This window comes from uncultured Eubacterium sp., assembly GCF_934561735.1.
GTDB lineage: Bacteria > Bacillota > Clostridia > Oscillospirales > Acutalibacteraceae > Eubacterium_R.
On the sequence record NZ_CAKTGT010000001.1, the window covers coordinates 150,932 to 171,595 of the forward strand.

18 protein-coding genes are annotated in these 20,664 nt (G+C 44.1%); 4 read left to right on the forward strand and 14 right to left on the reverse strand.

Annotation, left to right across the window (positions count from 1 at the left end; genetic code table 11):
- Positions 1-5: 5 nt before the first annotated feature.
- From Q0E08_RS00710 to Q0E08_RS00765, 12 genes are all read right to left on the reverse strand, one after another.
- Complete coding sequence (locus Q0E08_RS00710) at positions 6-833, reverse strand: FAD/NAD(P)-binding protein (RefSeq protein ID WP_177663142.1); 828 nt, start codon at positions 831-833, stop codon at positions 6-8.
- Positions 833-1,852, reverse strand: coding sequence for a 4Fe-4S dicluster domain-containing protein (locus Q0E08_RS00715; protein ID WP_294775050.1), 1,020 nt, complete (start codon positions 1,850-1,852; stop codon positions 833-835). Before Q0E08_RS00715 ends, Q0E08_RS00710 begins: the two co-directional genes overlap by 1 nt.
- The gene (locus tag Q0E08_RS00720) at positions 1,852-2,832 is read right to left on the reverse strand and encodes a 4Fe-4S dicluster domain-containing protein (protein ID WP_294775053.1); all 981 of its coding nucleotides are present in this window, start codon (positions 2,830-2,832) and stop codon (positions 1,852-1,854) included. The genes Q0E08_RS00715 and Q0E08_RS00720 overlap by 1 nt, the downstream gene beginning before the upstream one ends.
- Positions 2,817-3,260, reverse strand: a complete 444-nt coding sequence (locus Q0E08_RS00725; RefSeq protein ID WP_078767539.1) for a hydrogenase iron-sulfur subunit — start codon at positions 3,258-3,260, stop codon at positions 2,817-2,819. The genes Q0E08_RS00720 and Q0E08_RS00725 overlap by 16 nt, the downstream gene beginning before the upstream one ends.
- Entirely contained in the window at positions 3,251-5,245 is a 1,995-nt protein-coding gene (locus Q0E08_RS00730; RefSeq protein WP_294775057.1) for a CoB--CoM heterodisulfide reductase iron-sulfur subunit A family protein, read from the reverse strand. Before Q0E08_RS00730 ends, Q0E08_RS00725 begins: the two co-directional genes overlap by 10 nt.
- 20 nt (positions 5,246-5,265) lie before the next feature.
- Entirely contained in the window at positions 5,266-5,652 is a 387-nt protein-coding gene (locus Q0E08_RS00735; RefSeq protein ID WP_294775060.1) for a 4Fe-4S dicluster domain-containing protein, read from the reverse strand.
- Between the two features lie 12 nt (positions 5,653-5,664).
- Positions 5,665-6,450: a CoB--CoM heterodisulfide reductase iron-sulfur subunit B family protein gene (locus tag Q0E08_RS00740; RefSeq protein WP_294775062.1), complete on the reverse strand. Its 786-nt coding sequence runs from the start codon at positions 6,448-6,450 to the stop codon at positions 5,665-5,667.
- Positions 6,451-6,503: 53 nt separating this feature from the next.
- Positions 6,504-7,880, reverse strand: a complete 1,377-nt coding sequence (gene fumC, locus Q0E08_RS00745; RefSeq protein WP_294775064.1) for a class II fumarate hydratase — start codon at positions 7,878-7,880, stop codon at positions 6,504-6,506.
- A 712-nt stretch (positions 7,881-8,592) separates the two neighbouring features.
- On the reverse strand, positions 8,593-9,546 hold the full coding sequence (locus tag Q0E08_RS00750; protein ID WP_366775124.1) for an L-lactate dehydrogenase: 954 nt from the start codon (positions 9,544-9,546) through the stop codon (positions 8,593-8,595).
- 135 nt (positions 9,547-9,681) lie between these two features.
- Positions 9,682-10,215: a DUF3877 family protein gene (locus tag Q0E08_RS00755; protein WP_294775067.1), complete on the reverse strand. Its 534-nt coding sequence runs from the start codon at positions 10,213-10,215 to the stop codon at positions 9,682-9,684.
- A gap of 1 nt (position 10,216) precedes the next feature.
- A complete protein-coding gene (locus Q0E08_RS00760) occupies positions 10,217-11,257 on the reverse strand; it encodes a 3-deoxy-7-phosphoheptulonate synthase (protein ID WP_294775070.1) in 1,041 nt (346 codons plus the stop codon).
- 155 nt (positions 11,258-11,412) lie between these two features.
- Positions 11,413-13,479: an alpha-galactosidase gene (locus Q0E08_RS00765; protein ID WP_294775073.1), complete on the reverse strand. Its 2,067-nt coding sequence runs from the start codon at positions 13,477-13,479 to the stop codon at positions 11,413-11,415.
- Between the two features lie 186 nt (positions 13,480-13,665).
- On the opposite strand from Q0E08_RS00765, the gene Q0E08_RS00770 reads away from it, so the two are divergent.
- The 4 genes from Q0E08_RS00770 (at position 13,666) to Q0E08_RS00785 (ending at position 17,670) form a co-directional block, all read left to right on the forward strand.
- Positions 13,666-14,022, forward strand: a complete 357-nt coding sequence (locus tag Q0E08_RS00770; protein ID WP_294775075.1) for a cell division protein ZapA — start codon at positions 13,666-13,668, stop codon at positions 14,020-14,022.
- 65 nt (positions 14,023-14,087) lie between these two features.
- A complete protein-coding gene (locus tag Q0E08_RS00775) occupies positions 14,088-16,097 on the forward strand; it encodes a U32 family peptidase (protein ID WP_294775078.1) in 2,010 nt (669 codons plus the stop codon).
- On the forward strand, positions 16,097-16,642 hold the full coding sequence (locus tag Q0E08_RS00780) for a nucleoside triphosphate pyrophosphatase (protein ID WP_294775081.1): 546 nt from the start codon (positions 16,097-16,099) through the stop codon (positions 16,640-16,642). Before Q0E08_RS00775 ends, Q0E08_RS00780 begins: the two co-directional genes overlap by 1 nt.
- A gap of 125 nt (positions 16,643-16,767) precedes the next feature.
- Positions 16,768-17,670 carry a PHP domain-containing protein gene (locus Q0E08_RS00785; protein WP_294775084.1) on the forward strand — a complete coding sequence of 301 codons (903 nt, stop codon included), beginning with the start codon at positions 16,768-16,770 and terminating at the stop codon, positions 17,668-17,670.
- Between the two features lie 355 nt (positions 17,671-18,025).
- Here the strand turns inward: Q0E08_RS00785 and Q0E08_RS00790 are convergent, their stop codons facing one another.
- Both Q0E08_RS00790 and Q0E08_RS00795 read right to left on the reverse strand, forming a co-directional pair.
- Entirely contained in the window at positions 18,026-19,204 is a 1,179-nt protein-coding gene (locus tag Q0E08_RS00790; RefSeq protein WP_294775087.1) for a leucine-rich repeat protein, read from the reverse strand.
- Between the two features lie 68 nt (positions 19,205-19,272).
- A complete protein-coding gene (locus Q0E08_RS00795; RefSeq protein ID WP_294775090.1) occupies positions 19,273-20,664 on the reverse strand; it encodes a hypothetical protein in 1,392 nt (463 codons plus the stop codon).

The following is a 20,664-nucleotide window of genomic DNA, read 5'->3' on the forward strand; positions in this document are numbered from 1 at the left end:
AATCTTTAGTATTCGTCAGGCAATTCGTCAAGTTGGTCACAGCGGAACACCGGACCGTCCTTGCAAACATACTTGTTGCCGATGTTGCATCTGCCGCACTTGCCCACACCGCATTTCATACGAAGTTCCATTGTGGTGTAAACCTGTGTTTTTTCAAATCCGAGTTCAATAAGTCCCTGAAGTGTAAACTTAATCATAATAGGCGGACCGCAGATGACGCAGGTCTTGTTTGTGTCAAAGCCGAGTTCCTTAACATAATTGGGAACAAAGCCTACATGACCGTCCCAGCCCTCTTGCTCACGGTCGATGGTGAGGTAAACATTGATGCCGTCCTCTTTGCACCACTCGTCAATGATTTCCTTGTAGTCAACAAGGTCATCCATACTGCGTGAACCGTAAACAATATCGATTGAGCCGTACTTATCTCTGTTATCTCTGCAATAATTGATTACCGAGCGAAGCGGTGCAAGACCGATACCGCCGGCGATAAAGAGCAAATCTTTGCCTGCAAATTCCGTATCAACCGGGAAGCCGTTGCCGTACGGGCCACGGATTGCGATTTCCTGACCGACATCCATCATATGGAGCCAAGATGTGAGGCAACCGCATTTTTTGATGCTGAATTCCATAAATTCTTCGTTTGTAGGAGAAGATGTGATTGAGAACATACCTTCGCCTGCGCCCGGAATAGAAAGCATTGCACACTGACCCGGAATATGCTCAAACACTTTTCCGCCCTCAAGTGCGTTTACTCTGAATGTTTTTACATCCGGTGTGTCCTGACGAATGTCGGTAACAACGCCGATGTGAGGAATTAAAGTTTCATTATTCATTATGCTTCAACCTCCAATGCTTTTTCTACCTTAACGATATTCATCGAAATAGGGCACTTTGCAATACATCTGCCGCAACCTACGCAACCGAAAATACCGTCGTTGTTATCCGGATAATACACAAGTTTGTGCATAAATCTTTGACGAAAACGCTCAAGCTGTGATGTTCTCGGATTGCCGTGAGCCATTTTTGTAAAATCGCTGTACATACAGCTGTCCCAACATCTGAACTTCTTTACTCCGTTGCCGGTGTCGAATTCTCTGATGTCGTAGCACTGACAGGTTGGGCACACAAAGGTGCAAGTTCCGCAACCGATACAGCTTTCGCTGAGCTGTGCCCACTTTTCGTTTTTGAAATGAGCCAAAAGGTCGTTTTGCTTCATACCCTCAAACGATGTGTTTGCAAGCGGAAGCTTTGACATAACCGTTTTAACCGCACTTTTAACTTCTTCAACAGGGGCAGTGTCCGCATCTTCAAGCACAGTGCTCAATTTTGCGATAAGTGCCTCGCCCTTTTCGGTTTTGGCGTCCATATAAAGGGTGTCGCCGTGCTTCCAAGCGGTGATGTCGCCGTTAGGGTCGGAAGCGTCAATGCCGAAAGCGTTGCAAAAGCAAGTTTCTTCAGGGCGGTTGCACGCAAGCGAAATAATTGTTGCGTGGCTTCTTCTGTTTTTATAATATGTATCAATCGGGTCAACGAGGAACACTCTGTCAAGAATGTCAAACGCTCTGACATCGCAACCTCTTACGCCGAATACCACAAAATCTTCGCACTCCTTACGGGTGTCCTTGATTTCAAGCTTCAAGCCGTTCATACGAATGTCGTACAAATTCTCGGTCTGTGGGAAGAAGAAATCCTTTGCCGAGCGGTTTGTGTTGTACTTTTCGGTAAGTGTCATACCGTCCTCGTACTTTGCAAACTCTGCAATGTCGCCCTTATCGGTCGGGATATAAAGTGCCTCGTTTTGTGCGATAGCCTTAAAAAGAGAGTCGATTTGTGACATAGAAATCTTTTTCATTACTTTTGTCCTCCTCTCTCATAAACAACGCTCGGTTCGCAATCGTCAAAATCAAAGTTAACAAGAGGGAAGCGACTGTCTGCGTCCTCGCCTGCCTGATACTCGCCGTAAAGTTCGTTGGCGTCCTTGATGAATTTGCGATTGAGAAGATGAAGCGGAATATTTTGAGGGCAAACCCTTGAACATTCGCCGCAATCGGTACATCTGCCGGCAACATGGAACGCACGGATGATGTGGAAATTGCTCTCTTCAAAGCTTGTTTGAGCCGCCTTTTGAGCAACGCCGGAATTGTCGTTGTCAAACACGCACTTTTCGCAAGTGCAGGCAGGGCAAACATTTCTGCAAGCGTTGCATCTGATGCACTTTGAAAGTTCGTTTTGCCAGAATTCAAAGCGTTCATCCGGTGTCATTGCCTCAAGTTCGGCAACTTGGTCAAAGCGGTTTGAATCGAGAACCTCGCCGTTTTCGCCGATAAGTTCATCATAGATTACGATTTTCTTGCTCTTGCATGAAAGGCAACGCTCTGCCATAACTTCAAACTTCTTGAAAGTCTTTTTGTCACCGTAAATTGTTTCAACAACGATTGAATCATCAGCTTCGGTAATATCCGAAATACCGCTGAGCCCCGTTGCTTTAATCTTGTTTATGTCGGTTTTGCCAAAACATTCAATGCCGACAATGTAGACTTTTTCACGGTCTACTCTGTGCTCCTTGATGAGCTGTTGGAGGCTGTAAGAATCGCAAGGTTTTACAAAAATTGCGATTTTGCCCTCACCTTTTCTTGTTTGCTTTACAAGATATTTTGAAAGGTTGGCACCCGAAAAAGTGTTGTAAACAAATTCACGGTCAACCTCTTCTGCCGAAGTGAACACGCCCGGAGTGAGGTCGTACTTAAATTCGCCGACTTTCCAGCCGAGAACACGGTTAACAGTGCCGTTTTGGAGGAGTTCCTTTGCTTTTGCAATTATTTGTTCTTGCATCTCAAATCCTCCAATCTCTTATTTTCGCCAAGCTCGTAGATAGTTTCCACAAAGCTGTTCATAGTTTCCGCAAACTTTTGACCCTCTGCGGCGGATACCCATTCAACACGGGTTCTGCCCTTTTCGATGCCGAGATAATCAAGCATTGAGAAAAGGAGAGTCATTCTGCGTCGTGCATAATAGTTACCTGTGGTGTAGTGGCAGTCACCCGGATGGCAGCCGCACATAATTACACCGTCTGCACCTCTTTGGAACGCACGGAGAATAAACATAGGGTTTACTCTGCATGAGCAAGGCACACGGATAATTTTTACATCGGCAGGATAGTTAAGTCTGTTTGTACCTGCCAAGTCAGCCCCTGCATATGAGCACCAGTTACAGCAGAAGGCTACAATTTTTGGCTTGAATTCGTTATTCTCTATTTGCATATTGCATCTACCTCCGCCATAATCTGTTTGTTGGAAAATCCGTTGAGGTCCATTGCACCCGACGGACAGGCAACCGTACAAGCACCGCAACCCTGACAAACGGCAGGATTTACGCTTGCAACTCGTCTGATTTGAGTTGTTCTGTCAGGCATACGGAATTCTTTTTCCTGATATGTAATTGCACCGTAAGGGCAAACCTTTTCGCAAGATGAACAGCCGTTGCACATCATCTCGTCACTATGGGCAACACAAGGGTTGCAAGTGAGTTTGTCTTTTACAAGAAGTCCGATAACCTTTGCCGCACAAGCCGAAGCCTGCGATACGGTTTCCGGAATATCCTTTGGACCCTGGCACATACCCGAAAGGAACACACCTGCGGTAGGTGATTCTACGGGACGGAGTTTTGGGTGAGCCTCTGTGAAGAAATCGTTTGTATCCATAGAAGCCGTGAGCATTGTTGCAAGAGGTCTTGCAGTCTTTGACGGTTCAACAGCCGCCGCAAGAACAACCATATCCGCATCAATGTGAAGCTGTTTGTTGTTGAGCAAATCGGAAGCCTGAACTTTGAGCTTTTTGCCGTCCGGAACAACCTTGCCTACCATACCTTTTACATAATGAACACCGTATTCTTCAACGGCTCTGCGATAGAATTCGTCAAAATTCTTGCCCGGAGTACGAACATCGATGTAGAACACATAAACATCCGTGTCCGGATATTTTTCACGGGTGAGCATTGCGTGCTTTGCTGTGTACATACAGCAAACCTTTGAGCAATACGGCTTGCCCTTTGGGTCTGTTTCGGCACAACGGGAGCCGACGCATTGAACAAATACAATAGTATGCGGATGCTCGTGGTCGGACGGACGGAGAAGTGTGCCGTTTGTAGGACCTGCCGCATTCATAAGTCTTTCGTATTCAAGAGAAGTTACAACATCAGGCGACTGGTTGTATGCAAACTCATCAAACTTATCAACCTTAATCGGTTCAAAGCCTGTTGCAACAACGATTGCACCGTACTGTGCGTCAACAAATTCGTCCTTTGCGTCATAGTTGATAGCCTTTGCCTCGCAAACCGTTGAGCAAAGTCCGCACTTGCCTGTTTTCATCTTAATACAATAATTAGGGTCGATAGTTGCAACCTTAGGTACAGCCTGTGCAAACGGAATATAGATTGCACTGCGGTTATCCATACCGAGATTGAACTCGTTAGGCACTTTTTTCATAGGGCATTTTTCGGTGCAAAGTCCGCAACCTGTGCAAATGTCCTCATTTACAAATCTTGCCTTACGCTTAATTTTTACATTGAAGTTGCCCACGAAGCCTTTAACTTCTTCAACCTCGCTGTAAGAATAAATCTTGATTTTTTCCTGCTGTGCCGCCTCAACCATTTTAGGGGTCAAGATACAAGCCGCACAGTCGAGAGTCGGGAAAGTCTTGTCTATCTGTGCCATTTTACCGCCGATAGTAGGTGACTTTTCAACAATATCAACTTCAAAGCCTGCCTCGGCAATGTCGAGTGCGGTTTGAATACCCGCAATACCGCCGCCGATAACAAGCGCACGCTTTGTAACAGGGCTTTCGCCTGCAACAAGTGGAGTGTTGAGCTGAACCTTTGCGATAGCGGTTCTGCCCAAGATAACAGCCTTTTCGGTTGCCGTTGCCATATCTTTGTGAATCCAAGAGCACTGCTCACGAATGTTTGCAATCTCAACCATATACGGGTTAAGACCAACCGAAGCAGCCGCCTTGCGGAATGTGTTTTCGTGCATACGAGGTGAGCAAGAGCAGATTACAACGCCTGTAAGGTTATATTCCTTGATAGCGTCCTTAACCATATTTTGTCCTGCCTCGGAACACATATATTGATAATCGGTGGAGTAAACTACGCCCGGCTCGTTCTTCAAAGTTTCCGCAACCTTGTGAACATCAACCGTACCGGCGATATTGCTACCGCACCAACAAACGAATACGCCTATTCTGTGCATATTTTTCTACTCCTCCCTGCTTATTTCCAATACTTTCTCATTGCAGACACGATAGCCTGCTGAGGTAAATCCTCATCCCACATATCGGGAATGTCCTGCGGATGCAAATGCTCCTCGCCCTGACGGCGAATTTTGGCAACCCTTACAGCCTCGACAAATCTTGCCGGCTCAACGCCTCTCGGGCAACGCTCCAAGCAAGCAAGGCACGAAAGGCAGGTGTAAAGCGAGTCGCTCTCCAAAAGCGGTTCGATGTTGCCGTTTGCCACCATAGACACAAACTGATGCGGATGATATTCCATATTATCATAAGAAGGACAGGTAGCGGAGCACTTGCCGCAACCCATACATTTGAGCGGATTGATTCCTGCAGAACGGATAACCTGCTCTTTGAGATAATTATTTTCCATTGCAAGCCCTCCTTATTCGCCAATCAAACCGAGTGCCTCTGCAAGCACCTCTGTAAAGTACTTAACAGGCACATCGTAATCCGTTGCGTTCTTATTGAGATTATACATACAAAGCGGACAAGCTGTGATAACCATCTCTGCTCCGTTTTTAACAGCGTTTTCAAGCACTGCGTTGCCCTTTGATTTGGCAATTTCCTTGTTTTCAAGGGTGGTGTAGCCGCCGCAGCATTCGTTACGCATTGAATAAACAACGGGTGTTGCACCGAGAGCCTTAATCAAATCCTCCATAATTGTAGGATTTTCAGGGTCGTCCATTTGCATAACTCTGCTCGGACGAAGAAGCAAGCAACCGTAGTATGCGGCAATCTTTTTACCCTTGAGCGGATTTTTAACAGCCGCCTTTACATTGTCAAAACCCACCTTGTCACGCAAAACCTCAAGGTAATGAATAACATTGGTTTCGCCTCTGTATGGCTCGTCAAGTTTCATATATCTTGCAACCTTGTCGGCGATTTCTTCATCAAGCATATCGTTGTTTACCTGCTTAATTACATTGTGGCAGGCGGAGCACATGGTTACAAGGTCCTGACCGAGTTCTTTTGATTTATTGAGCGCACGGACGGAAGAAAGCTTTGTGGCAATCTCGTCCTTTGCCATAGGATAAACACCGCCGCAACACTGCCAATCAGGAAGTTCCTCAAGTGTAACACCAAGGGCCTCTGCCGACATTCTTGCGTATTTATCCAAATCCTGCGCCTTTGTTTTCAAGGTGCATCCCGGATAATAACTGAAAGTCATTATTCTATTCTCCTTTATCCTAAATCCAAAATTGTAATATTACCTACCGAAAATCAAACCATATTTTCCGGATGGAATACTTCGTCAAACTTTTCCTCTGTAAGGAAGCCGAGTTCTACGCAAGCTTCTTTAAGAGAAATGTTGTTTTTGTATGCAAGCTTTGCTGTCTTTGCCGCATTTTCGTAGCCGATATACGGATTGAGTGCGGTTACAAGCATAAGAGAGTTGTGTAAGTTGGCAGCCATTTTGTCCTCGTTTGCGGTGATACCGACAGCACAGTTGTCGTTGAACGATATCATAACTTCGGAAAGAAGTCTTACGGACTGTGTGAAGTTGTAAATAATTACCGGCATAAATACATTGAGTTCAAAGTTGCCCTGTGAAGCCGCCATACCGATTGCCGTATCGTTGCCGATAACCTGAACTGCTACCATTGTAACAGCCTCGCACTGTGTTGGGTTAACCTTACCCGGCATAATTGATGAGCCCGGCTCGTTTTCAGGAATTTTGATTTCGCCAAGACCGAGACGAGGACCGGAAGCAAGCCAACGAACATCGTTTGCAATCTTCATAAGGTCTGCGGCAAGTGCCTTGAGTGCACCGTGAGCAAACACAATCTCGTCTTTTGAAGTGAGAGCGTGGAACTTGTTTGGTGCTGTGATGAAGTGCTTGCCTGTGATTTCGGTTACAGCCTCGGCAACCTTAACATCAAAGCCCTTTGGTGCGTTAAGTCCCGTACCTACTGCGGTGCCGCCGAGTGCCAATTCCTTGAGTTCCGGAAGTGCGATTTCAAGAAGTCGTCTGTCCTTTTCAAGAGAAGATCTCCAACCGCTGATTTCCTGTGAAAAAGTGATAGGAGTTGCGTCCTGAAGGTGAGTTCTGCCCGACTTTACAATGCCCTGATGCTTTTCTTCAAGCATTTTAAATGTTGCAATGAGCTTGTCAAGAGCAGGGAAAACCTTGTCCTCAATTCCGAGAACAGCGGCAATGCTCATAGCTGTCGGGAATGTATCGTTTGATGACTGCGACATATTGATGTCGTCATTTGGGTGAAGAATTTTTTTGCCTGCAATCTCGTTACCTCTGTTTGCGATAACCTCGTTTGCGTTCATATTTGACTGTGTGCCCGAGCCTGTTTGCCAAACAACAAGCGGAAAATGCTCGTTGAGTGCACCGCTCATAACTTCGTCGCAAGCCTGCGAAACGGCGGCAAGTTTTTCATCCGTCATTTTTTCTGGCTTAAGCTGATTGTTTGCGATTGCGGCAGCCTTTTTGAGCACACCGAATGCGTGAGTGATTTCTCTCGGCATAACCTCGATGCCGACACCGATTTTGAAATTTTCGTGGCTACGCTCGGTTTGTGCTGCCCAATATTTATCGGCAGGCACCTTAACCTCGCCCATTGAATCGTGTTCAATACGGTATTCCATAAATCTTTACCTCCTGATAATTAGGTGATTATAATTTTTTACTTCTATATTATATATTTCTTAAATTCCAATATCAAGAGTTAATTGTTAAAAAAATAACAATTAATACATTTTCAGTTACTTCTACAAAAAAAGCTTTGTGAAAACTTTATTTTTTGTAATTATGCCTGTTGAATGATAAAAAATTGCACAACATTGCTCATTTCTTTTACAATTTGCACGAAAACGGTCAAATGATAGCGGAATTTTCATCCGCCCGTAAAACATTTGTTGTTCCGTAGGGGCGGATACCATCCGCCCGTTTTTGTTATTTCGCAAACCGTAGGGGCGAACTGTGTTCTCCTATGAAAATACGGGAAGATGATATCTTCCCCTACGATGTTAAAGTGCAACAGCTCCTTTTGCAACAAGCGAAAAAGTATTTTTGACACGCTGTAGGCTGTTGAGAAAGGCTCTGAATTTCGTTTTCTTGCGAGCGGGAGCTGTACGATGGTACCGCCCCCGAGCAAAAAACGGAAAACGCCAAAAGTACCGCAAACTCGATGTTTGCGGTACTTTTCTTTAAATAGTATTATTGAAATAATAATGTTTCGGGATAGGCAAGCCTATCCCCTACGAAATCACGCTGAAATAACTTTGGCGTGTTTCAGGGGCTTTATCGACAGTCTAAGCTCCCCTTGATAACAAGAGGAGCCGTAATAGGTTTTATATATTAGATATTTAATCCTTCGTACGATTCTTTAAGGATATTGTACGAATTGTGGAGCTTTTCTATTTCTTCATCGGTGAGGTTGAGAGGAAGAATTTTTCTGACGCCGTTGCGGTTGACATAAGCAGGCAAGCCAAGGTAAACATCACGCATACCGTACTCGCCGTTGAGTCTTGACGAAACCGTGATAACGCTGTTTTCATCACCGAAGATTGCCTTTGTAATTCTTACAAGGCTCATACCGATGCCGTAATAGGTTGCACCTTTAAGCTCGATAACCTCTGCACCGGAATTCTTAACCTTTTCTATAATCTTTTCAATATCCTCACGCTTGTAATCGTTTGCAAATCTTTCGTCATTAAAGAATTCTTCAACATTTTTTGTTGAAAGATTAAGCTGGCTGAACGGTACGAACTCGCTGTCGCCGTGCTCGCCGATTACATAGCCGTGAACCGAGTGCGGATCTGCCTGAAAATAATCGCCGATGAGATAACGAAGTCTTGCAGTGTCAAGCGTTGTGCCCGAACCGATAACTCTGTTTGCCGGGAAGCCCGAAAGCTCATAAGTTATTCTTGTCATAACATCAACCGGGTTTGAAGCAACAAGGAAGATGCCGTTGAAGCCCGAAGCAACAATCTTTGAAATGAAAGACTTAAAGATTTTTACATTTTTGTTAAGCTGGTCAAAACGGGTTTCGCCCGGCTTTCTTGAACCTGCCGAAGCCGTAATAACAACAAGGTCGGCATAAGCGCAATCCTCAAAAGAGCCTGCACGGATTTTCATATGAGAACTTGAAAAGCACAAGCCGTGATTAAGGTCCATTGCCTCACCTTTTGCCTTGTTCTCATTAATATCAATAAGAATTAACTCATTGCACAAATCGGAATTAAGAAGAGCATAAGCATAGCTCATACCTACCATGCCGCATCCGACAAGTGCTACTCGTCTGTTTGCCATATTTATCCCTACTTTCCAATAACATTGTTAATTATCTAACAATTTGATTTGTAATAATTTTATATCATGGCAACGCAATTGTCAATATTTTAACAAGTTTTATTAAAAAATTCTCCCTTTATAACAAAAAGGGAGTTAAAAATCGAAATCCAAATAGTCATCCTTCATAAAACGATGGTAGGTCATACCCAAATCCTCGGTATCTATGCAATACCAAAATTCATCGGGTGTGCCGTCCTCAAAGTAGATGAGATAATCAAATTCGGGGTTGTCGTCTGTTTTTTCGATGTGAACATTGTTGCTGTATTTTTTAAACACAGCAATAACGCTTTCAATAGTTGCCGACGGCGAGCGAACCTCATTGATGAAGTTAACCAAAAAGTCATCGTCACCGATTAAGCCGTGCACATAGTCCGCACCTTTGGGCGAAACATCCAGACGATAGCCGACATCGGTTTTTCTGACGGCAATTTCACCGAAAGTGTCCTCGTTTTGCTTTGCAAAATCAAGGAGAACCTGCTGCAAATCTTCCTCTTTTACGCTCGGCAAAAGGTGCAAAAGCGAGGGCGTAACATAATTTACGCCCATAGTTACACTTTCGTACCCCAATTTGATTTGAGATTCTTTAAGTACGCTGATTAAATTTTTCTTTAATACACCGTAATCCATATTACAACTGCTCTGCAATAGTATAAATAAGTTCCTTGGTCTTGTCCCAACCGAGGCACGGGTCTGTGATTGACTTGCCGTAAACGCCGTCTTCAACCTTTTGAGCACCGTCTTCAATATAAGATTCAATCATAAAGCCCTTAACCATCTTCTTGATGTCATCGCTGTGACGCATTGAATGGAGAACTTCGTTTGCAATACGAACCTGTTCAAGATACTTCTTGCCGGAGTTTGAGTGGTTTGTATCGATGATAACAGCAGGATTTTTGAAACCGCCGTCACAATACTGTGCACAAAGGTTAATCAAATCCTCGTAGTGATAATTTACATGATTAATACCGTGCTTATCAACGCTGCCACGGAGAATAACATGAGCCATATCGTTGCCGGCAGACTCAACTTCCCAACCTCTGTAAAGGAACATATGACCCGACTGTGCGGCTTTGATGGCGTTGAGCATAACGGAAACATCGCCCGATGTAGGATTTTTCATACCAACAGGGATGTTGAGAGCGGAAGAAACAAGTCTGTGCTCCTGATTTTCAACGCTTCTTGCACCTACCGCAACATATGAAAGAAGGTCGGATAAATATCTGTGATTTTCCGGATAAAGCATTTCGTCCGCACAGGTAAGACCTGTTTGCTCAATAGCGTCCTTGTGAAGCTGTCTTACCTCGATAATGCCCTCAAGCATATCCGGCTTCTTTTCAGGGTCCGGCTGATGAAGCATACCCTTGTATCCCGCACCCGTTGTACGAGGCTTACCGGTGTAAATTCTCGGAATGATGAGGATTTTGTCATCAACCTCTTTTTGAACTTCCGCAAGTCTGTGAATATAATCGAGTACAGGTTCAGGCTTGTCCGCAGAACAAGGGCCGATAACCAATACAAGCTTGTCGCTTTCGCCCTTGAAAACCTTTTCTATCTCTTTATCTCTTGCCTCTTTTTTAACGGCTGCTTCTTCGGAAAGCGGATACTGTGCCTTGATGTCCTTTGGTACAGGCAACTTTCTGATGAATTTTGTATTTTTCATATTGTCCATATTTTTCACCTCTCAAAGTTTGTTGTAATTATATGCTGAACATCAATATAATTTGTAACATATATTAACACTGTTTATACCATTAGTCAACTAATAGAACAAATTTTCATTACAGTTGAAAAATCAAGCAATTTTGTTTGTTGAAACAGGATGGTCTATACCTTTTCAAATTCAACAATAACACTTGAAAGCGGATTCCAATCATCAATTACAATACCTTTGTTCATAAGATATGCACCGCTCTTTGTGTACCTCCTGCCGCCAAGAGTGTAGGTATACTCCGCATTTTCGTCAAGTCCGCAAAGCGTTACATCGTGCAAACGCTCTGTGAATAATGCCGAGCCGACTCCGCAAACAAACAAAATCGCACCGTCGCCGTTTGCGTATTCCGTAGCATAGTAGCCGTTTTTGTCGGCGGTCTTTAGCCGATAAAGATTGCCAAACTGAACCAGCGGACGGATTTTTTTGTAAAAAGCAATATTGTCCCTGCATTTTTGCAAATCCTCGGCTGAAAGCCTGTCAAGATTTGCACCGACGGACAAACTGCCCTGCATTGAAGAATTGAAACGGTAATCCATAGGAACGGGACGCTTGTCGCTGTTCCAATCCGTTACCCACGCACGCATACATTTGACCGGATAAAGCTGTGAAAAGCCGTACTGAATTGCAAGGCGGTCAACCGGGTCCGTATTGTCCGAGGTCCACACCATATCAAAATGCTCCATTGCACCCAAATCGGCTCTGCCGCCGCCCGACGAGCACGCTTCAAGCTGCAAATACGGATATTTTTCCTTGAGTCTGTCGGCAATTCTGTACACCGCTTCGGTGTGTCTGAGCCAAAGCTCCTGACCGTTTTCAAGGTTTTCCGCTCCGATTTCCGAAAACGGGCGGTTCATATCCCACTTGATATAGCGGATATTGTGATTTTTAAGCATTTCGTTCATAGCCGAAAAAGCGTATTCCTCAACTTCGGGCTTTGTGAGATTGAGCACAAGCTGATGACGCAGCTCGCTGTTTGCCCTCTTTGGATAGTGATAAATCCAATCGGGATGAGCACGGAACAAATCGCTGTCCCTTTGCACCATTTCAGGCTCAAACCACAAGCCGAAATCCATACCGAGCGCATTAACGCCGTCTATAAGTTCATCAATTCCGTCAGGGAATTTTTCGGCATTTACAAACCAATCGCCCAAGCCTGCACGGTCGTTGTTTCGCTTGCCGAACCAACCGTCATCCATAACAAAAAGTTCGCAACCGATTTCTGCCGCCTTTTTTGCAAGAGAAAGCTGATTTTGGGTGTTTACATCAAAGCCGGTGGCTTCCCACGAATTGTAAAGCACGGGAAGCGGCTTGTCGGCAAAAGTCTTTGGCAAAATATGTGCAACCGCAAACTTTGACATATCGTTGCTCATCTGTGCAAAGCCGTCGGCACAACCCAAATACACCTTAGGCGAAACAAGTTTTTCGCCCGACTTTACGGTGTAAGAAAAATCAAAATCATTTATGCCGAGCATAATTCTTGTGCGGTTTTCAAAATCGCACTGAGCCTCCACCTTAAACGAACCGCTGTAACCGAGTGCACCGTAATAAACCGTGCCGTGTTCCTCCGTTGCACCGTGATGTGCCGCAAAAGTAGGCTGATTTGTATGACCCGAAGTGCCTTTTCTGCTGTCAAAAACAAGATAGCCTGCAAGGAGCTTTTCGGTTTTTACCTGAAATTCGCCGCCCCACGAACCGTTTGTGTTTTGGATATAATAAGGTTCAAGCCCCGGCAAGTTCACCTCGCACGACATAAATTTGTCCACCTTGACATCATCTGCCGAATTGTTGCAAAATTCGACATATCGGGTGATAACATCACTGTCGGAATAATGCACAAAATGAAGCACAAGTTCGGTGCCGTAAGCCTTATCTTCAAGCGTTATCACAAGTTCGTTTTCGCTCTCAATGTGTGATTTGTATGTATAAAGTGCATCACGGCAACCGTCAAAATATGTGCACTTAAAGGCACAGTTGCGGTACATTTTGCCGCCGAACACCGTGTATTCCTGACAAACTCCGTCCAAATCCGAATGATTTGAGTTGGATTCGTTAAGTTCATCCACGGAAAAATCGGAATGTTTTATTTTTTTGCCCCAATAAAGGTGAAAAAGTCTGCCCTCGCTGTCCGTGCCGAGGACATAGGTGAGTGTTTTTGTGTCAAATGCAAAAATCCGTTCCATACAGTTACCGCCGTAAATTTATTTTTTATTATTATACGAAAATTTGACACATAATACAATATGATAAATTAATAATTATATTTGCAATATCACAATACCGACGCTTATTTTATTGACAATAAGCAATTTAATTGTTATACTTATAAGAGAAATATTTTGAGCTATTATGACGAAAAAGGTGATACTATGGAAAAAAACAGAGTTACTCTGAAAATTTACGGCAATTCATACACCATCCTTACCGAGGACGACCCGGAATATGTTGAACAACTCGGCGAGCTCATCAACAAGGAAATGCACGATGTTTCAAACGATTCGCCAAACCTTTCGCAAACTCAGTGTGCGGTGCTTGTGGCTCTTGACCAGGCAGACGCTTGCAAAAAGGCAAACAGCGAGGCGGTTAACCTTCGTGTTCAAATCAAGGATTATATAGAGGACGCCGCAAGGGCAAAACTTGAGGTTGATGTTGCAAGAAGAGAAATCGAGCGACTCAACAGAGAACTCTCTGCTTTGAGAAACAAAAAAGCAAGCGAGAACAAGTAAAATATATATTTATGAATAACTAATGGACGCAGTCAATATGTGTCCATTTTTTTGCCCGAAAGGCTATGGTGATTACTATAAACAAAACAGAAATTTTGGCACCTGCCGGAAGCACGGAAGCGTTGACGGCGGCTGTAAGGTGCGGAGCAAACGCCGTGTACCTCGGCACAAAGGGAATAAACGCACGCAGAGGTGCGGCAAACTTTACATTTGAAGAGCTGAAAAACGCTGTGGAATACTGCCACGCAAGAGATGTCAAGGTGTACCTTGCACTCAATATTCTTATATCCGACAACGAAAGAGAAATTGCATACAAAACGGTTGAAGCGGCAATGTCGCTTGGAGTTGACGCATTTATTGTGCAGGATTTGGGTCTTGCAAAAATAATACACACCCATTTTCCAACGGCAAGGCTGCACGCCTCCACACAATGCAGCGTAAACTCGCCCGAGGGCTTCAAGGCACTTGAAAAAGCAGGCTTTGTGCGTGCCGTTGTGCCGAGAGAAATGAGCCTTGACGAAATAAAAGAAATACGCAAATCCACCGATATGGAGCTTGAAATGTTTGTGCACGGTGCTCTTTGTATGTGCGTAAGCGGTCAGTGCTATATGTCGGCAATGCTAGGCGGCCGTTCGGGCAACAGAGGACTTTGTGCTCAGCCGTGCAGACTGGGTTTCAGTGCAGACGCAAGCGGAAGCTGTGACCTGTCGCTGAAGGATTTGAGCCTTATCAAAAACATAGGCGAAATTGCCGAGGCAGGAGTTGTAAGCCTAAAAATCGAGGGCAGAATGAAGCGTCCCGAATATGTTGCGGCGGCTGTTACATCGTGCAAAAAAGCGATAAACGGCGAATATTCGCCAAACGACGAAGCAACGCTGAAATCGGTATTTTCACGAACAGGATTTACAGACGGATATTTTACGGGCGAACGCAAAGATATGTTCGGCACTCGGCAAAAAGAAGATGTTGTGGCGGCAAAAGATGTGCTCAAAGAGCTGTCGCACCTATACGACAACGAAAATCCGCTTGTACCGATTGACATCGAGTTCACCTGCAAGGAAAACCGCAAAGCGGAGCTGACTGCAACGGCACTCGGAAAAACCGTAACCGTAACCGGCACCGTGCCGGAAAAGGCAATCAACAAACCGATGACGGAGGACTCCGTAACAGGCAGGCTTGCCAAATTCGGCAACACTCAATTTTATTTGAAAAATATAAAAATCAACCTTGACGACGGCTTGATTTTGCCGGCAAGCGTAATCAATTCAATGCGAAGAGAAGCGGTTGAAATGCTTGACAAAGTTGAAATTCAGCCGTTTACCCAAATGCCGTACAAAGCCGAAAAGTACAAAGAAAAGGACTGCACACCGTACTACACGGCAAGATTTTTAAATCCCGACAGCATACCGGACAAACATCCGTTTAAGCGAATATTCATTCCGATTTGGAGCAGTGATGAGGATTTTGTGGACAATCGTGCCGGAGTTGAAGTGCCGAGAGGTCTTTTCGGCATGGAAGAAAAGCTGACAAAAAGGCTTGAACATCTCAAAAAAATCGGCGTAAAAAAAGCACTTTGCTCCAACCTCGGTGCATACGAGCTTGCAAAAAAATTGGGCTTTGATGTATACGCCGACTTTGGATTGAACATATTTAACAGTGAGAGTGCAAAACTTTTTCACTCCCCGATTTTGTCTTTTGAAGCAACGCTTGAACAGGCAAACCGAATTGACGCTGAGGACACGGGAATTATCGGCTACGGCTTTCTGCCGCTTATGCTGACAAGAAATTGCCCGATAAAAAATCACCTCGGCTGTGCAAACTGCACGGGCAAGCTGACCGACAGAAAAGGCTTTGAATTCAAAGTAAAATGCTCGCCTTACCCTTGCGTTGAAGTGCTCAACCCGGTTCCCGTTTATATGGGTGACAGACAAAAGGAAATCAAAACCGATTTTGTCCACTTTTACTTTACGGACGAGAGCAAAAAACAGGTTGAAAAAATTGTTGAATTGTTCAAAACAGGCGGTCAATTTGACGGCAAATACACAAGAGGCTTGACATACAGAGGTGTTGAATAATGATTATACTTGCATCGCAAAGCCCAAGACGGCAGGAACTTTTGAAGCTGATAACAAGTGATTTTGAAATAAAAGTGAGCAATGTTGACGAAACCTTGCCCGACAAAATTATGCCCAAAGAAGCGGTGATGTATCTGTCAAAAATCAAGGCAGAGCCGTTTGCCGACGGTGATAACATCGTCATCGGTGCAGACACGGTTGTTGCACTTGACGGCAAAATTCTCGGCAAGCCGAAAAGCGAAGAAAACGCAAGGGAAATGCTCAGATTTTTATCGGGCAGAACTCACAGCGTTTTTACAGGCGTTACGCTTGCAAGCGGCAAAAAAACAAAAACCTTTGCCGTTGAAACAAAGGTGAAATTCTTTGAACTCACAAACGAAGAAACAGACGCATACATAAAAACAAAAGAGCCTTTTGACAAAGCCGGAGCATACGGAATACAAGGCTACGGCTCGCTGCTTGTTGAAAAAATCGACGGCGACTACTTCAATGTTGTGGGACTTCCCGTAAGCACGCTTGCACGGGAACTGAAAGCATTTGAATAAAAGCTCAAAATATGCAGAAATACCGACATACAAAGGATTTTGTTGTTGAATTTTAATCATTTTTATGTTATAGTATAAATAGATATTGTGCCCTAATACCGACACAAAACAGAAAGGAGAGTATTATGGCGGCGGATTTACATTGTCATACAAAACTGAGTGACGGCTCGGTTGGCATTGAAGATTTGATTGTTATTGCTCAAAAAAGCGGCATAGACACTTTAGCCATCACCGACCACGACTGCCTTGCAGGTGTTGTAAGAGGTCAGGTTATCGGCAAAAGATATGGCATTAACATTGTTCCCGGCGTTGAAATCAGTGCATTTGATGAGATAGCCGGCAAAAAGGTTCACATCATTTCTTACCTTGCGGACGCACCGGACAGACTTGAGCGTATTTGCAAAAAGACTTCTGTTGCACGCAAAAGAGCAGGTCAGATTATGATGCTTAAAGTTGCGGCAAGATTTCCTGTTACAAGCGAATTCATCATCAACCACGCAAGCGGTTCAACCAATCTTTACAAACAACATATTATGCACGCACTTATGGATGCGGGTTACACAGACGAGATTTTCGGAGATTTGTATTATCAGCTGTTTGACACAGGCAGCGAAAATAATATTCTTGCTCCTACAAAGTACCCTACCGTTAAAGAAGTTATAGACGAAATTCACGGTGCGGGCGGCATTGCGGTGCTTGCTCACCCGGGCAAATTCGGCAACCAAGACGAGATTGAGGATTATATCGAACTCGGACTTGACGGTGTTGAGGTTTGGTCACCTGAAAACAGTGATGAACTCACGGAAGAACTTATTGCCCTTTGCAAAAAGAAAAAGCTTCTTCAAACAGGCGGCTCGGACTTCCACGGAACTTACGGCAGACAATCGGTTACGGTTGGTGCATACTCAACTCCGCAGGAGCACCTCGACAAGCTGTTAAGTTACAAATCACGCAAAAAGAGTGCGGCTCGCCGTGCCGAAAAAAAGGCGGCGGCTGAAAAAGCGGCACTTGAAGCAGCTCAAAAATAATAACGAATATAACAAAAGGAACGAACAGTTTAACGTTCGCTCCTTTCAGACTGTCGATAAAGCTCCTGAACCACGCCAAAATTATTTCAGCAAAACTCTGTAGAGATAGGCTTGCCTATCCCGGAATATATCGTATTAATAACACTGACTAAAGAAAAGTGCCGCAAACATCGAGTTTGCGGCACTTTTGGCGTTTTTCGTTTTTTGCTCAGTCGAGGTACCATCGTACATCTTCCTTCGCAAGAAAACGAAATTCAGAACCTTTCTCAACAGCCTACAGTGTGTCGAAAACACTTTTTCGACACACTGAGGAACGAACAGTTTAATGTTCGTTCCTTTTTATTATGCCCATATTTTATTTTTTGTAGAGTATTGCATAATCCTTTGCGTTGATAACGCCGTCACCGTTTACATCAAGGGCCTTGTTTTCATCCGTAACATCCGAGTGATAATTATCCGCAAAGCCGATTGCGGAAGTGTCATCACCTCTGACGCACTGCAAAGTAACCGTGTCGCCGTCAACCGAAACCGCCTTGTAGCTGTGACCGAGCGGCATAACGCTCTCTTTGTACGATTTGCCGCAAGCAACACAAGTGTAGGTATTGTAGCCGAATTCCGTGCAGGTAGGCTCGGTTGTTGCCGAAAGCTCATACCTATGTTCGGAGCAAGCAAAACTCACAGCAACACCGAATTTGCCGTTTTCGTTTGCTTTTGAGCCGTCATAAAGATTGTTGGTTCTGAAGCGGGCGGCAAGGTAATATCTTTTGCCTGCCGTCACCTTGTATGTAAGTTTAAAATTAACATCGTTGCCGTTATCGTCATTATAAGCAAGGGCGTTCTTTTTTAATTCGCTGATACTTGTTGTGTCCAAATAAACATAGTTTTCTGCATCATACAAAAGGGCAAAAGTATCCTTTGTGCCGCTTGAAGAAAAAGTAAGCGTGCCGTCGGTAAGCGGAACAAACGACCAAAACTGCCGTTCACCGCCGTATGTTATATGTGCCGTTGCTTGGTTATCCTGCATAGGCGAATCAAACGGAATATAATTTTTGAAGCAATACGCCTGAGCCGCACTTTTTGTTGAGCAATGAGCCACAAAGCCCTGCGGAACTTCTATATTTCCGTTGTATCCAAAAGCATAATCACCCACCGTTGCAACGCTGTCGGGAACAGTGATTTCGCTCAAACTGTCCGCTCCGACAAATGCGGCTGTGCCGAGCGACACAACGCTGTCGGGAATTTCCACACTTTGCACATACTTAAACCGGGCAAACGCATAATCACCCACGGCGGTTATTCCGTCACCGATTACAATATGCTTTGTTTCGTCCTTATAAACATTCCACGGACGGGATTTAATCGTGCCCTCGGTATAATCAGCAATTTCGCCCGTTCCTTTAACGGTGAGAGTTGCACTTTCTGCCTCATAAGCAAACGAAACATCACCGGCAAACGCCGTAAAGTTTATACCCGCAACAGCCGATACGGCAAGAACCAAAGACATCAAAATACATATTAACTTTTGTTTTTTCATAAAATCACACCCAAAATAATTTGTGAAAAAAATGCCTGCAACGATTATAACCGTTACAGGCACAAAAATCAATACTTTAATATAATTGCGTAGTCTTTTGCATTTACATACCCGTCACCGTTAAGGTCGGCATCGGCATTGTAATTGTCATCGCCTTTGGCAGAATTGTAAGTTTCCATAAAGTTGAAGTGCAAAGTTTTTTGGTTGCACTTTGTACACTTGATGTCCACATCACCGGTTGATTCATCAATCTTTCTTACCATATTATGGTCATCTGCCCACACAATGTAAATATCTTTGTCGCTTGTGATATTGGAAAAATCCTCCGACCACGAAACAAATTTTTTACAGGTTGGAGCTTCCGGAACAGCCGGAGCTGTTGCACTTTTGCCCGATTCAACAAGTTTGTAATCAATTCTTACGCTCTTGCTTTCATCAAGATAAAAGTTAACCTGATACATATTTCTGCTGACAACGGCGTTAACCGTCATCAAATCGCAATTTGGATTGCCTGTATTATATTTATAAGTAAAGCCGTCCTTAGTCTCTTTGTTTGCGGTTGTAAGCTTGCCCGAAATATCCATAAGCTCATTTGCAACAAACATACCGTTTGAATACGCAAGAATTATTTCCTCGCCGTCATCGGTTTGCTTAACCGTGTCAAGAGTTGTGGAAGTAATCCTTGACGAATTGGAAAAACTGCACGGAATAACAACATTGTTATCCTTAACGCTTGCCGACAGTTCAATCCATTGGTCGCCCAAATTTTCGGTTGAAGTGTTTTCAAGCAAAGTATTTCCCGAAAGGTCAAGTTCGGCAATGTGATTGCTGTTGCAAATCAGTTCGGTAAGGCTTATATTGTTGCTCAAATCAAGCTTGGCAATGTTGTTTTGGAACACATAAAGCGAAGCGAGTTGATTATTGTTGCTCAAATTTATGCTTGATATTGAATTTACGCTTGCCTGCAAAGTTTGAAGTGCAGGGCAATTTGCAACATCAATGCTTGTCAAATTATTGTTTGAACAGTTAAGCCATGTAAGATTTGGAAGTGAACCTACGGTGAGCGAGGTGAGTTCGTTACCCATACAGGTAACAGAGTTAAGTTTGGTGTTTTTGCTTACATCAAGTTCTTTAAGACCGAGCGAAGCACAATAGAGTTTTTCAAGATTATAAAACTTTTCAATGCCCGAAAGAGATGTGATTGTTTCGTTATCATTAAGGTAAGCACCCGGTGTCATAACCTTTACACGCTCAATTTCAGCCGTGCTCAGAAAACCGTTGCTGTCCTTATCGTACACCTCCGATATAACGGTGCGAAAATTTTTGTCGGGAAAAACCGTTTCGTTAATTACAACCAAATCCTCGGCAAAAGCCACACTGCCTGCCGAGAGGCAGGTGGCTGCTGAAATCACCGCTAATAAAGAGGCTATACCTTTTTTAATATTTTTAATTTTAAACAT